The organism is Polaribacter sp. IC066, assembly GCF_007997085.1.
GTDB lineage: Bacteria > Bacteroidota > Bacteroidia > Flavobacteriales > Flavobacteriaceae > Polaribacter.
Map to the genome: position 1 here is coordinate 1 of NZ_VORR01000026.1, position 15593 is coordinate 15593.

Sequence of the window (15593 nt, forward strand, 5' to 3'; positions counted from 1 at the left end):
TCTGCAATACGTTTTTTGTCGGAGTTCAATTTATAATGCTTTGATACAAAGGAAACAAACACAATTTAAAAGCACTAAAAATCAAACATGTAATTGTTACCTAGTAACTAACAAATGTTAACAAGAAAGTTCTTTTTCCTAAAAGCAAGGATAGAATTGTTAATAACTAGCTCTTTTTTGAAATCTAGGCTGAATAGTTACAAAAATTTTAAGTTCTGTTAGATATCCTTTCTCTACAAACAATCTCACATCAATTTCTCCAATAGGAAACCGTTTGCTATGCTGAATATTGAATTTTGGAGAACGCCCATAATTCCAGTCCCAAGAATCATACTTTTCTTCTTTCAGAATGTGTACAGCTTTCCATTCTTCTGCTGTTAAATGATAGGTTTCGAAAGGCTCCATTTCTTCATACAAACCAGTTAACAAAAGCGCTCTAAACTCTTCTATTGATAATGGTTTATTAATAAATTCGCTAATATTTGCCACACGACTACGCACAGATTTATGCCCTTTAGATATAATCTTACTCTTTTTTACCTGAAGCGCATTCGCAACTTCTGCAAGATCTGTTTTAAATAATAAAGTACCGTGGCTTATCATTCGCTTTCCTGTTGAAAATTGAGCAGTTCCAGATATTTTCTTATCATTTACAAGAATATCATTTCTCCCTTTTAGCGCTGCTTCCACTCCTATTTTTGACAATGCACTAATAACAGGCGCCGTGAATTTTTTAAAATTGTTTAAACTTTTAACATCATGATTTGTAATAAAGCTAAAATTAAGATTTCCAAAATCGTGATAAACAGCACCTCCTCCTGAAATTCTTCGGACAATGTGGATATTATTTTTTTCAACATAATCCTGATGTATCTCTTCGATTGTATTTTGACTTCTTCCTATAATTATGGAAGGTTCATTAATATAAAATAATAGATAATCAGTTTCCGACGGAAAATTACGCAGTGCATATTCCTCTAGAGCCAAGTTTAACCTTGGATTGGTATTTCCTTCATTTTCTATAAAAATCATACTTTTATATTTAGAATATTAAAGGTATGGAATTAAGCACACAATAATTTTGTCTTATAATATAATTGGCATGGATTTTATAGAATCGCAAATCTCAATAATTGCAGTCTCTGCTGTAAATGTTTTATGAATGCCTACTTTAGCAATTTCTGCTATTAAATATTCTCTAAATAAGTAACCAAAATTAGACTGCAAATCGATATACCTTTTTATGTATTTAATGAATTATAAATTCATTAAAACGAGTTCACAATAACTGTAAAAATTTAATCAAAAAGTATTATTTACTTGCTTTTTTATCACTATTCATTAATAAAAAAACAGCCAAAACTAAACCGATTACAACTAAAACAAATACCCCAATCATAATCGTACCGTTTACCCAAGAAACAAGTGGAACGTTTAAAAAATTCATAAATCTTCTATTTTGTTGTAAATTTAAAACTTATGCTATTCTTAAATTATGATAAAAGTCAGTTTTCTAAAATTTAACGTTCATAATATCGCCACTCAATTGTAATAACTGAAGCTCTATTAACTTTGCATCAAACTTTGCATTGTTTAAAGACGTTTTTGAATTAATTAAATTAATTTGAGCTTGCCTAAACTCTATAGAAGTAATTTGACCTAATTTGAAACGTTCTTCTGTTCTATCAAAATTATTTTGTGTGGTAAGCACATTTTGATTTTGAGCAGATAAAATAAATAATTGATTTTTATAATTTTCCCAAGAATTTTTTAAATTATTCTCGATGTTAACTTTCTGTTGTTCTAGCAATATTTGCTGGTTGTCTAAAGCAATTTTTGAGTTGGCCACTCTTGTTTTTGTTACACCACCATCAAAAATATTCCAGGTTAAATTGATCCCTGCATTTAAACCATCCGAAGTAATTAATTTTGCACCAAAAGGGTTTATTAAGTTTTCATTCTCTGTTCTGTTAAACCCATAAGCAGTGCTAAAATTTAGCGATGGTAAAAAATTTGCTTGGTTTATTTTGATATTGAACTCACTAATCGCAATATTTTTTTCATTCTGCAGTAAGAGTGAATTATTCTCTAAAGTTTTTTCTTTTAAATCACTGTAATTCATCAATTTATTATACTCAACCGCCGTTTCTACACGATAAGTTACGTCTTCTTTAGATCCTAAAATAACGTTTAAGCCGCGTTTTGCATTGTTTAATAACTGCTTCGCATTAATTACTGTAATACTATCGTTATTTACATCTACCTGCGCGTTTAAATATTCTAGTTTCGTAGATTGTCCGTATTCATATTGATATTTTGCACGCTTTAACCTTCTTTTAGATATTGCTAGCGCTTCTAATAAATTATTGGTATTTTCTGACAAACGAGCAATTTGAAAATAGGTTGTAAATAACTGTAAATAGGTGTTTTCAATAGTTTCTTTTACTTGTAATTCTGTTAAATTATAGGTTTCTTTTAATTGCTGATAGTTGTATTTTCTACCTAAACCATCAAAAATTGTATAGTTTACGCCCAGAGATGTATTGTATGTTTTTGAAACGATTCCGCTTCCAGATATTTCGGCATCATTTCCTGTTTGTCTATCGGTAAAGATTAAACTTTGGTTATTTCTACTATAATTTGCTCCAGAATTCAAGGCCACTGTTGGCAACGCACCTCTGTTAAAAATACTTGTATTATTTTTTGCCACTTCTAAATTATTATTTGCAATTTGAATTCCGAAATTATTAGCTAACGTAATCTCTAAAGCTTCACTTTTAGTTAGAATTTCTTGCGAAAAACCTTGTAAGGTCGATAAAAAAACGACGATTAATATTCTTGTTGTATTAAACTTCATCTTCGTCAAATTTAGATTCAATTATTGCTCTTTCTACTTCTTCTCTCGTAATATCTCGATCTGTTTTCAGCCATTTTATTTTTACTTTTATCGTGTTTGAAACTGATAAGAGCAATGGTAACATAATTAGTGTTAAAACAGTAGCAATTGCGATTCCGTAAGCAATAGAAATTGCCATCGGAATTAAAAATTGTGCTTGTCTACTTTTTTCAAAAATTAACGGTGCTAAACCCGCAACTGTTGTTAAAGAAGTTAAAAATATTGCTCTAAAACGAGACTGACCTGCACGCACTAAAGCATCATCGAATTTCATACCCTCTTTAAGGTAACTGTTAAATTTACCAATCAAAACCAAACCATCATTTACCATAATTCCTACGAGCGCAATAATGCCTAAAAACGATAAGATACCTACTGCAAAATTGTGAATATAATGCCCCCAAATAACCCCAATCATGCTAAAAGGAATCATAATAATCAGCAAAATTGGCTGGCTATAAGAACGAAATGTAAATGCGATTACAATATAAATTAAAAGCAAAATAATAGGCGCTACAACGTTTAAAGAATCTGTCGTTTTATTCGCTTCTCTATTTTGCCCTTCATATAACGGAGTAACTGTTGGATATCTAGACAAAATTTCTGGCATAATATTCGTCTTAATATTATCTAAAATTTCTGTTTCACTTGCGCTTAACTCTTTTAAATCTGCCGTAATTTGAATTTCTCTTTGTCCTTCTAAATGATTGATAGAAATATCGCCTCTTTCTATACTATAGGTTGCAATTTCAGAAAACGGAACTCTTACTCCAGACGGTGTTATAACCCGCATATCGTCTAAATTTTTAATAGAAGATCTGTCTTTTTTGTCATAACGCACCCATACTTTTATCTCGTCTTGACCGCGCTGAAAACGTTGTGCTTGAAAACCAAAGAAACCAGCTCTTACCTGTGCCATAACTGTCTGCAAGTTTAAGCCTAACAAATACGCCTTGTCTTTTAACGTAATTCTTACTTCTTTTATACCTGCCGGATCGTTATCTGTAACATCTTTTAACAACGGATTATTCTCTAGCACTTGCTTTAGTTCTTCTTTAACCGCTTTTAATTCTTTAATATTGTTACCTAATAAAGAAACCGCCACAGGACTACCCCCAAAGTTACCCCCAGAACCAAAAACCAAACTCTCTACACCATAAATTTTACCCACTTTTTCTTGAATGGCATTTGTGATTTCTGGTGATGAAAAATCTCTTGTTTCACCAGGTAAAAGATTCACGCTTAACGTTCCGTTTGCACTTCCTGGTCCTACTCTTTTTATTATATTTTCTACGACATTTAAATTACCTGTTTGCTTTTCTGTATATTCTTTGTTCACCAACCACACTTTTTCTTCAATAAAAGAAATTAAAGAATCTGTAATTTTTTCATTGGTTCCTTGTGGCATGTTTAGAGTAATTTGTACTCTATCACTTGCAATTCTTGGAAAGAAAGAACTCTTTACCACACCACCTTTTAATGCAGAAAAACTGACTAAAAGCAATGCTACAAATACACAAAAAATAAAAATTTTGTTTTGCAAAGAAAACTTTAAAAAAGGCATGTAATACGCGTCTCTAAATTTTACTAAAAGCGCATCTGCACCTTTGTTAATTTTCTTAAAAAAAGTATCAATTTTATTTGTTTTCTTAACGGTGCCGTCTTCTAACCTATTTCTTTCTAATGCTTTAGAATGTGCAATGTGTGCAGGCAAAATTATTAAAGCCTCTATTAATGAAACCGACAACGTAAGTATGACAATGGTAGAAACTTCACCAAAGAAGCTTCCTATTCTACCATCCACAAAAAAGAAGGTAGAAAAGGCAATAATTGTTGTTAAAATTGCTGAAACTATTGGCGGAATTACCTCCATTGTACCATCTATAGCAGCTCTAATTTTAGATTTGCCCAAATCGTAGTAATGATGATAAATATTTTCTCCGATAACAATTCCGTCATCAACCAAAATACCAATTACAATAATCATCCCAAATAAAGACAAAACATTAATGGTAACCCCCAATTGTGCTGCAAAAATAAACATCCCTAGAAAGGAAATAGGCAAACCAAAAGCCACCCAAAATGCCAAACGTAAGTTTAAAAATAACGCTAAAAAAAAGAGTACTAAAAGGATACCAGAAACTGCATTTTTAGTCAGTAACCAAGTTCTATCATTTAAGGTTGTACTTCTATCACTAGTAACGTTTAGCTGAATATTTTGCTGTACTTGATTGTATTTATAAATATATTCTTTAATCTTATCTGCAGATGAAATTAAATCTTCATTATTCGTGTTACTAACCGTAATATCTATTGCTAAATTACCGTTATAGTACAATCTATCAGGGTTTTCTGACCACGTGTCTCTAATTTCTGCAACATCTTTTAAACGAATAATATTTCCATTAATTTCTGTTCTTACAATTAAGTTTTGTAGCTCAATTCCGTAATAAGAACGGTTGCTAGCGCGAATTAAATAATCTTCTTCGGCTGTTTTTATGTTTCCACCAGTAATTAACAGATTAGAATTCTGAACGGCATTGGCAACTTCTGTAATCGATAAATTATAGGCAATTAAGTCTTTCTCCCTAACAGCAATTTCGATTTCCTCTTCTGGATATCCTGTAATTTCGACTTGAGAAATTCCGTCAATTCCACGAATATCGTTTTCTACATTTCTTGCATATTGCTTTAGCACTTTTAGAGAAACATTTTCTCCGCTTAACGTAAAACTAATGGTTGGTCTGTTATTTTCAACTTTTGCAATAACAGGCGGCTCCATACCCGAAGGAAAAGAAGGAACTCTATCTACGGCATTTTTTACATCCGATAAAACAACATCTATATTTTTTCCTTTTTCTACCTCAACATTTACGCTTGCCGAATTTTCTTTAGAAACAGAAGTTACGCGTTCTACACCAACAATTCCTTTTAAATTATCTTCAATTTTAAGCACAACACCCTCTTCCATTTCTGCGGGAGAAGCTCCTGGATATACCAAAGAAATTCTAATTAATTGCGAATCTACCAGAGGAAAAAAGGAAGATTTCATGCTAATGGCGCCAATAACTCCAAAAACTACAAATGCAATTATAATTACATTTACAGCAACAGGATATTTTATAAAATAAGTAATAATTTTTTTCATGTATTACTTCTTTTTATTAATTTTGACAATCATACCATCAAAAGCGCCAACCAAAGGTTGTGAAACTATTTTATCATCGGTATGTAAGCCTTTTATTATAACCGTTTCGGCACTAAAATAAACAGGTTCTATTTTCGATAATGTTAAAACACTATCATTTTTTACGGTGTAAACTGCTTCATTATTTACCAATAATTTTCTAGAAATCTCTATTGCATTTAAAATTGTTTTTGCCTGTAAGTTTGCTTCTAAAAACATACCCTCTTTTAAATCTATATGTTTTAAATCTATGTACGCATTTATTGTTTGCGATACTTGATCTATTTTACCATTCACACGAACCACTTTACCCGAATAAATTTGTGATTTATTTGAGCTAGTTAACGTTACGGATTTGCCAACTTTTAATAAATCTGCAAATTCAGCGTTTATAGACACTTCAACTTCGTAGACATCTGTGTCTATAAATTCGCCTAGTTTTTGCCCAACTCTAACCAAAGAACCATTGGTCACTAAAGCTTCTGTTAAAACCCCAGAAAAAGGAGCTCTTATTTGGTATTTAGACAACCGAGCTTCTAAATTTTTAACATTGTAGTACGCTGTTAAAATACCGCGACCCGTAATAAAATACTTTTCTTTGTCTGATGAAAATTCAGGAAGTTTTGGAACACTTTTTTCAAGGTCGAAGCTTTTTAAATAAAGCTCCCAAGTATTAAATTCTTCAGGAAAATCTAACCGTAAATCAGGTAAAACGGCGGTAATTAAATTATACAAATTACTTTTTAACGACTGTAAACTTGCATAAAACTCATCGCTATTTATACTTAATAAAACTTGCCCTTTTGTATAAGTAACACCCGGTTTAAAAGCTTTGTTTGATGTATTTAAAACCCCTTGAACTTCAGAAAATATAACAATCTTATTTTTAGCAATTAAATTGCCATTTGCAGAGATTACAACCGGAATTTCTGTGTTTTTAACCGAATTTACAAAAACAGTTTTTACACTTTTTTGATATTTTGGTCTTGGTTTCTGATTTTTATCGATGAAATACTTGCCTAAAAAAATGGCACCAGCAATTAATAGAATTCCTAAAATAGCTAGAATTATTTTTCTCATATTTAGTTGGTTGAAGTTAAATAAACGTGATAATAGCACGTTATTATAGCAGTGCAAAGATACTTTTTTGACTTAAAGCAACTATTTTAGTTGCCCTTTAGAATGTTAAAGAAACGTTATAATTAAACAATTTGAAATCAATATTTTTAATACGACTTATTTTTAAGAACTTTGCAAACACTAAAACAGAGAAACAACTCCTTGAATTTTTTAAAAAAAAACGAGTCCACACTTTTTTTTTCTTCTATTGATGCTATTTCAGTGGATATCTGGAACGCACTTAATTGCGAGCAAAACCTTTATTTTAATAGAAACTTTTTGAAATCTATTGAAAAAAATCATCCAGAAATTGGTTTTTTTTTATATTATTTTGATTGATAAAAACAGCAAACCCGCAGCTTTTGCATCTATTCAAATAGTAGATTTTTACTTTGAAACTGTGCAGAATGAATTAAAATCACAGGTTCAAAAATTGCGAAATTTTGGAGAAAAACTCCATCTTTTTCCGAAAAAAAAACCACTTAAATTGTTAATTTGCGGCAATACTTTTGTGAGCGGAGAACACGGAATTTTTATGGAACAACATCAAGATAAAAAAATCAGTATCAAAAAAATCACAAAAGCTATCTTACGCTATGTAAATGACAATAAGAATCTAACCATTGACGCTTTTCTTTTAAAAGATTTTACAAATGAATCGCTATTTATTGCCGATGAATTAAAAGATTACAACTACCATCCTTTTTCTATAGAACCCAATATGGTTTTAAATGTGGATGAAAATTGGACAAATCTAGCAGATTATTTGGCGTCCATGAAAACTAAATTTAGAGTAAAAGCAAAAAAAGCGCTTCAATTAAGTTCAGAGCTAGTTATTAAAGACGTAACCCAAGAAAATATTGAAGATCAATTGCCAGAAATGGCTGCGTTATATAAAAAAGTAGCCACAAAAGCTTCTTTTAATTTAGCTAATTTTAATCTTGCCACTTATCGAGATTTAAAAAAGAGTTTTGGCGATGCCTATGTCTTAAAAACGTATTGGTTACAAAATAAAATTGTTGGTTTTATGTCTGGTATCCTCCATAAAAATTCTTTAGATGCTCATTTTGTTGGTATTGATTACGAGCTAAATAGAACGTATGCCATTTACCAAAGAATGTTATACGATTATATTGATATTGCCATCGAAAAAAAAGTAAAAACAATTAACTTTGGCAGAACGGCAAGCGAAATTAAAAGTTCGGTTGGTGCAACGCCACAAGACCTCACCGTTTATCTTCGTCATAAAAAAAGTATTACAAACAGAATTTTAAAGTTATTTTTGCAACGTGTGCAACCCACAGCTTTTCAGCAAAAATTTCCTTTTAAAAACGAAACCAATCTCCATGAAAAATAGCACAGAATTAATAGCACTTTTAAATTTATCAAAAACAGATAACACCAACTTTTCTGGCGATAGCGTTACAATTGGGAGTGATATTGTTTTTGGTGGTCAGGTTTTAGCGCAAGCTGTAAATGCGGCGTATAGAACAATTCCTGAAGATCGTTTTTTACACTCGCTTCATTCTTACTTTTTAGAAGCCGGAAATTTAACGATTCCTATTAATTATCATGTTGCAGAAATGAGAAATGGTGGTAGTTTTTCTACAAGAAGAGTTACAGCATCGCAAAATGACCGTACTATTTTTATCATGGCAGCATCCTTTCATAAAAAAGAGGATGGTTTTGAGCACCAACAAGAAATAAACCTTGAGGTAAAGAAACCTGAAGAGTTATTGAGTTGGGAAGATATGATCGTTAAATTCGGTGATTTTTTACCAAAATCGATCAAATCATTCTTAAGTATTGAGCGTCCAATCGATTTTAAACCAGTGCGTGTTCCTAATCCTTTAAAATCTGAAAATTTACCTGCAAAAGAAGAAGTTTGGTTTAAGTTAAAAGGAGAAATACCAGCAATGGATTTGCCATTGAAACACCAAATTTTAACCTATATTTCTGATTATAATGTCTTGAATGCAGCGTTTAATCCGAATGCTAAAGAATATAATTTTGCAAATACAATGACGGCAAGTTTAGACCATTCTATGTGGTTTTTTAGAGATTTTGAGTTTGACGATTGGATGCTTTTCTCGGCAGAATCTCCAAATGCCTATGGTGCTAGAGGTTTGTGTAGAGGAAATATTTTTACAAGAGATGGTAAACTAATTGCTTCTTTTGCGCAAGAAGGGTTAATGAGGCCAAAAAAAAAGTAAGCAGTTGCAGTGAGCAGTGAGCAAATTTTAAAAATTATAATTATAATGGATCCTATTACCTATATATTAACAACAAATGGTGTGCTATTCTTAATCAGTGTTATCTTCTGGAAGTTTCCGCCTAAAAGCATTAATCGGTTATATGGCTATAGAACCCCAAAAGCAATGCTGAATCAGCAAATATGGGATTTTGCCAACACTACATTTAACCAAAGTTTTTTAATGTATAGCGGCTTTTCTTTTTTAGGCGGATTATTTTTAGCTGCCTTTTCTGCCAAAGAATTGTCTTGGGAACCGATGGTTTTAGTAATGCTTTCTCTAGTGGTAAGCATTATAAAAACAGAACGGGCTTTAAATGATAATTTTACAGAAGAAGGAAAAAAGAAAAAGTAGCTTTAATTTTTTACATTTCTTAAACGCCCATTACGCATTGCGTAGAATGCTATATTAGAAAAATAAACCACTATTAAGTCTTTAAAAACATCTAAAATTCCTCAATCTTAATGAGCAATTATTTTAACTCTTAAAAATTATAGGATGCTGTTTCTAAATTAAAATGCTTAAATTTTAAAATTGACTAAAAATCAGCAGTAAATGAAATCGATAAATTTCTAGCAGGAGAAGAAACTCCTGATGCAAATTCTATATAATGTTCATCTAAAATATTATCTAATCTTGCTTGTACAGAAAAAGTATCATTCACTAAATAACGTCCGTTAATTCCTAAAGTAATCCAACTTGGCGCACCATAAAAAGTATCTATATCTTTGGCTGCATTGGCATCTACAACAGGCGTTAATTCATGATTGTCGATACCTTCTGTAAAGTTAAAGTCTTCTATATCTTTTTTACTATTAAACCTTAAAACAGTTCCTAACTCTATTTTATCTTTTTTATAATTGACTGCAAATTGCCCAAATAATGGCGGAATTGATGACATCGGTTCTTCTGTATCATAGGTTCTTCCTTTGGTATAGGTTATAAAACCTGTTGTGTTAATGGTTTTAGAAATTTTACCTAGATAATTTAAAGTATATCCAAAAATATACGCAGTTCCTTTATTCTGATTGTTTACGGCATTCCCAAATTCGCCATCAAATTGTACTTGTTTTATGCTCCCATCTTTAGTATACACAAAATCTCTTTGTATATAATTATCTAACAATGTGTAATATATATTTGCCCCCAAACGAAATTTTCTTTTATTAAAATACTTTAAAATCCCTATCTCTGCGTTATACGCAAACTCTGGACTTACATGAATATTAGGTACCGTAACATTACCCGCTTTTTCTCGAACTCTACCAATATCATCTATATTCGGCGAACGAAACCCTGAAGATAAAACACTATTTAATTGCCAATTTCTAGACGGTTTATAGACGTAGCCTAGAGTAGCGGTTACCGCAGAATTATTTCTACTTAACGTTAATGCATCAAACTCTAAAAAAGTTTCATCTACCCAAGTTGCATTCTTATTTGTATTTGTAAAACGAATCCCTGTATTTAAGGTAGATTTACTATTAAGATCTTGTCTATACCCTACATATACAGCAGATGTTAAAAAGTTACTTCCTCCGTCAGGATACCTTGATTGCACTTTAAAATCATTAGAAAATCCGGTAATTTCGTTCTCTACAATAGTTAAAGTTTTACCATAAGCATTTGACCCCACATCATTGTAAGCAAACTCGAACCCATAAGAAAGTGTTCTTGTTTTATCTTCATCAAGAGCCACAGAAAAATCTCCGTTCACACTAAAAATATTTACCGTTTCTTCTCGATAAGAACGGTCTAAACTTCCAAATTTTCTTTGAATTCTACTTTCTTGTACATTTTGATATGCCGTAGTTATGGTGCCACTTTCTAACCAATTTTTATTCGGACTGATGCGTAATTGAGAAGAAATTAAAAGTCTTTTTTGAGGTCCGTAATTCCACTCTGCAAATTTTAAAGAAGCCGTATTTGTAATGTCTTTTAATTCTGTTAATCTATCAAATCTTGGTATGTCTGACGATTCAGAATATTGTAAATTAATTTTTAAATCTGTGTTTTCAGACAAAGGGATAAAGAATTTCTGTAAAACGTCTGTTTGATGAAAACCTGTATTTCTTAACAAATTAGGATTTGAATTTATAGTTGGATTTTCATTGTAATTCCCGTTTACATTTTCAGAAAAATAAAATACTTTTCCCCAATCAGAAAAACCATGATTTCTATTTTGACCCGCTTTTAAATCGCCAAAATCTGAATATGAAATACTTGTAAAAGAAGCCCAATTACTAAATCTTAATTCTGCAGAAACATTAGTTGTCGTTTCTTGGTTTACGGATGAGAATCTTGAAAAAAGCTGACTTATTACTTGGCTTTCTTCAGATAATTTTGGCGTTTTTGTATAATAATGAATAACCCCACCCAAAGCATCTGAACCGTATATTACAGACGATGGCCCGAAAACTACTTCTGTTTTCTCTAACAAATTTGGCGATAATGAAATTGAGTTTTGCAAATGCCCTTTTCTATAAATTGCATTGTTCATTCTAACGCCATCGACCACCAATAAAACGCGGTTAGATTCCATTCCTCTAATTACAGGACTTCCGCCACCGAATTGCGATTTTTGTACTTTAATTCCAGGAATTGTTGCTAATAGATCTGCACTTGTTTGTGGCGATATTTTTTGAATATCTTTTAAAGAAACCACCGCTATTTGTTCTGCTATTCTTTTTGATTTTTCTGCCGTTTTAAAAGCAGAAATTACAACCTCGTCTAATTCTTCAGACTCTTTTGTTAGGTATATTATAAAATTTTGCTTTCGTAAAACGGCTTTTTTAATTCTAAATATTGCGTAAGACAAATGAGAAAAAAAAATCAACTCTTGCTCTTCAATAGAAGCAATATCTGCAACACCGTTATTATCGGTGGTTAAACTAACCGAGTTACCTTCGTTAAAAATAGTAACATTTTTAACTTTTTTACCTGTTTCTTTATCTAAAACTGTAATTTCTTGAGCAAAAGAAGCTCTACCAACAAAAATAAAAAATACTATAATTAAATACTTCATCACCATCAACTAAAAACGATTTCTAAAACTTGTAAAGATTTAGGTTTTCTAAAATTGTCCAAATGTAACTTAAAATACTCAATTATCATTTGTAAAACCAACTGCCTTTCTGCTTTGCTGTAAGACACGTTTTCTAAACTATCAAAATTTATGCCTAACAACTTTTTAAATTGATAAAAATCGTTTCGGTATATAACATTTTTGTCTTGTGTGCTATCAGAAAAAACACCCTCTAAAAGATTAAAGCCTATTTTATCTTTCTCTGACATGTCAGGATAAAAACCTAAAAAACGCGATAAATTTAGTAAAAACAATAAGTGAAAATTAGAAATTTTATCATGTGTATCTAACCACACAAAAGCAGTTTCTAAATAAGAATACAGTGTTTTGTTTTGCTCTTCTTCTTGAATAGCGCTTGCTAAAATTTCTGATAAAAAAAACACTACAGATTGTTTTATAATATCTGAATGAATCGTTCTATAAGGTTGATGAACTTGAACTTCCTTGATAGCATTTAAAGTGTTTTTAGAATTGTGATTTGCTATAATCTTTAACTGTGTTAATGGCTGAAAGTAAGCGGCTTTTATGCCTTTCTTTTTGGGTTTTAAAACGCCTCTAATTAAATAAGTTTTTACACCTTCTTCTTCGGTATAGCATTTTACAATTAAGCTTGTATCGCCATATTTTAGCGAACTTAATACAATCGCTTTGGTGCTTACAATAGCCATTAATTTACAATCGCTATTTTTGCCGTAGCGGTTTCTGAACCTTGGTTATTCGATAATAAAACGATATAAATACCAGAGGCAACGCTCTTTCCTGCCAAGTTTTTTTTGTTCCAAACTACTTTTCCTCCCTGCACTTCTTGCCCCTCTACCACATTTGTCTCGTACACTAAATTACCAGCAACATCTAAAATTTTTACATTTGTCCCTTTTGGTAAATGCGTACCATTTCTGCCATCAATTGTAATTGTTTGGTGATTTTTTAATGCAGGATTTGGGTATGCATATACCTCTGCTAAAACATCTCCGAAAGGAGAAACATTGCTATTGTAGGCAACAATACCTCTATCGGTTGCAAAGTAAACCTTACCGTTATCTTGATCTACGCTAATTTTTAAAATTCTATTAGAAGGCAATGGTGAATTTTGTTTGCTAAAATTTGCTAATGTTTTTTGCCCTGAAGGATTTGTGTATAAAACACCTCCATTATCGGTACCAAACCATTTATTATCTGCCCCATCAACCACAATAGAGTTTATGCGTTGATCTCCTAACAAACGCTCTCCCACACCATTTTCTTCTATAATTACAGGTTGTGCGTTTACCACATCTGCATCAAAAATTGAGGAAGCATTTCTAAACACCACCATACCGCTTCTAGTACCTAACCAAACGCTATTGTTTTTATCAACAGCCACCGTAAGTACATCTGTATCGGGTAAATTTCCTAAATTTGGTGTTGCTATTAAGGCTCTTTTTCTGTTACCCCTTTCGTTAAAAGCGTACACGCCATTTCTTCTAGTTCCTATCCACACTGTATTACTATTATCTATCGCAATTTCACTTAAACCAAAAGCAAATATGCTTTGTAGAGAACTTATATTAAAACTACTCCACTGACCAGAGGGTGATAATTTTTTTAACGCTTCATTTCTGCTAATGTTTGCGACCCATAAGTTGCCCTGCCTATCAAATTTAGTACCCGTTATTCTCAATGTAACTCTATTTGGTAAAGTAGGTTCTAAATCTTCTAAACCACTATTTAAATGATTGTAAAATGTACTTATCTCATCATTTTCAACGACTAATAAACCACCGGTAGAAACACTATTAATAGCACGAGTATCTCCCATAGAACTTATGTAAACTCTGTTTTCTGCATTAGGATCAATCGAAATAAAATTTAAATCTATGACTGGAAAATTCGGATTAAAGGCTGTGTTTATCCAATTTTCTCCGTTAAAATGACTGAATCCTTTTCTATTTTGAGAAGGTGTATATGTGCCATCATACCCCCCAAAAACAACCCAAAGATTATTATTTTTTACCGCCATTGAAAAGACATCATTTTCAAGCGGTCCTTCTGGATGAATTTCTTCATAAGGGTTTAATTGATTTACGTTCGTTTTTAAAACACCAAACTCTTTAGTTCCTAAATAAACGGTATTATTAATAAAAAAAGCACTCGTTAATGTAAAGTCATAGTCATTAGTATTCTTAAATTCAACAATCTGATTTTGAGAAACATCTAGCACAATAGCCTTATTATTTAACGCTATTGTTAATTGCAAATTCGTGGAGTTTAAACTAATTATTGTTTCAGAAAAGTCTCTTACAAGAGTTAAAACATCGTTCTTTAACACAAATAATTTACTTTCTTCTGAGACAAAGAGTTGATTATCGAAAACTTTAATATCACTAAAATTACGACCTCTAAACTGCTGTTGCCAATTATTAAAATCAATTAAAAGCTGACTTGTAACATCCGCATTAAAAACACCATCTTCAGTAGCAGCATAAATTTTGTTCTCAAAAACCAACGTTTTGTTAATCCTTAAAGAGGTAGAACCATTGCCAATAAAAAAAGTGTCTCCAAATTCTAACTTTTCAATATCATATTCTACAATTGCAAAAGGTGTAGATACATACAAAGTGTTGCCAAATTCTGTAATGTGATTGATGTTTTTTTGCCCTAATTGATTAAAGTTAACAATATCTGATGAAATAGTGATGGCTTCTTGATCATCAATTACCTCAATTAAACCGTTTTCATAGCCGATAACAAGTCTATTAAAAGCACTGCTATAGTATATTGATGATGTTCTTTCACCAGATAAACCTTGAATAGAAGAAAATTTGTTAATTTCTAATGTAGTTTCATCAAATGTAAAAAAAGCATTATCTACCAAAGCGTAGATAATATTGTCAACTTTCACAAAATCTTTTACGTTATTATAGGAGTAAAAGTCTTCCCAAGAATCACTATAATCAACTTGAGCATGCACAAATGAACTCACAAATAAAAAACAAAGAAAAATATACTTTTTCATAAAACTATTTATAATCTCAAAGATATTTAATTATTTTAAGCTAACGCTAAAAACAAGTA

General features: G+C 31.4%; 12 protein-coding genes. 3 read left to right on the forward strand and 9 right to left on the reverse strand.

The features are described from left to right. Window positions 1-159 precede the first annotated feature (159 nt). The 6 genes from ES044_RS10145 to ES044_RS10160 all read right to left on the reverse strand — a co-directional run bounded on the left by ES044_RS10145 (window position 160) and on the right by ES044_RS10160 (window position 7163). Window positions 160-1032: a lipoate--protein ligase gene (locus tag ES044_RS10145; RefSeq protein ID WP_223269182.1), complete on the reverse strand. Its 873-nt coding sequence runs from the start codon at window positions 1030-1032 to the stop codon at window positions 160-162. A 54-nt stretch (window positions 1033-1086) separates the two neighbouring features. Next, a complete protein-coding gene (locus ES044_RS18550; protein WP_189663265.1) occupies window positions 1087-1227 on the reverse strand; it encodes a hypothetical protein in 141 nt (46 codons plus the stop codon). A gap of 85 nt (window positions 1228-1312) precedes the next feature. Next, complete coding sequence (locus ES044_RS19255; RefSeq protein ID WP_262712483.1) at window positions 1313-1447, reverse strand: hypothetical protein; 135 nt, start codon at window positions 1445-1447, stop codon at window positions 1313-1315. Window positions 1448-1513: 66 nt separating this feature from the next. Then, window positions 1514-2857, reverse strand: coding sequence for a TolC family protein (locus ES044_RS10150; protein WP_147119215.1), 1344 nt, complete (start codon window positions 2855-2857; stop codon window positions 1514-1516). Then, complete coding sequence (locus ES044_RS10155; RefSeq protein WP_147119216.1) at window positions 2847-6044, reverse strand: efflux RND transporter permease subunit; 3198 nt, start codon at window positions 6042-6044, stop codon at window positions 2847-2849. Before ES044_RS10155 ends, ES044_RS10150 begins: the two co-directional genes overlap by 11 nt. Window positions 6045-6047: 3 nt before the next feature. Then, a complete protein-coding gene (locus ES044_RS10160; protein ID WP_147119218.1) occupies window positions 6048-7163 on the reverse strand; it encodes an efflux RND transporter periplasmic adaptor subunit in 1116 nt (371 codons plus the stop codon). A gap of 328 nt (window positions 7164-7491) precedes the next feature. Between ES044_RS10160 and ES044_RS10165 the strand changes: the two genes are divergently transcribed. Genes ES044_RS10165 through ES044_RS10175 form a run of 3 tightly spaced genes read left to right on the forward strand, consistent with a single transcriptional unit; the run spans window position 7492 to window position 9808 of the window. Next, window positions 7492-8559 (forward strand): GNAT family N-acetyltransferase, encoded by a 1068-nt coding sequence (locus tag ES044_RS10165; RefSeq protein WP_223813552.1) that lies wholly within the window; start codon window positions 7492-7494, stop codon window positions 8557-8559. Next, the gene (locus ES044_RS10170; RefSeq protein ID WP_147119221.1) at window positions 8549-9415 is read left to right on the forward strand and encodes an acyl-CoA thioesterase; all 867 of its coding nucleotides are present in this window, start codon (window positions 8549-8551) and stop codon (window positions 9413-9415) included. Before ES044_RS10165 ends, ES044_RS10170 begins: the two co-directional genes overlap by 11 nt. Window positions 9416-9460: 45 nt before the next feature. Beyond that, entirely contained in the window at window positions 9461-9808 is a 348-nt protein-coding gene (locus ES044_RS10175; RefSeq protein ID WP_189663266.1) for an SdpI family protein, read from the forward strand. Between the two features lie 184 nt (window positions 9809-9992). Here ES044_RS10175 and ES044_RS10180 read toward each other — a convergent pair whose 3' ends face one another. Genes ES044_RS10180 through ES044_RS10190 form a run of 3 tightly spaced genes read right to left on the reverse strand, consistent with a single transcriptional unit; the run spans window position 9993 to window position 15534 of the window. Then, window positions 9993-12479 (reverse strand): TonB-dependent receptor domain-containing protein, encoded by a 2487-nt coding sequence (locus tag ES044_RS10180; protein WP_147119223.1) that lies wholly within the window; start codon window positions 12477-12479, stop codon window positions 9993-9995. A 5-nt stretch (window positions 12480-12484) separates the two neighbouring features. After that, window positions 12485-13207 (reverse strand): DNA repair protein RecO, encoded by a 723-nt coding sequence (recO, locus tag ES044_RS10185; protein ID WP_147119225.1) that lies wholly within the window; start codon window positions 13205-13207, stop codon window positions 12485-12487. Next, complete coding sequence (locus tag ES044_RS10190) at window positions 13207-15534, reverse strand: hypothetical protein (RefSeq protein ID WP_147119226.1); 2328 nt, start codon at window positions 15532-15534, stop codon at window positions 13207-13209. Before ES044_RS10190 ends, recO begins: the two co-directional genes overlap by 1 nt. Between the last annotated feature and the right edge of the window lie 59 nt (window positions 15535-15593).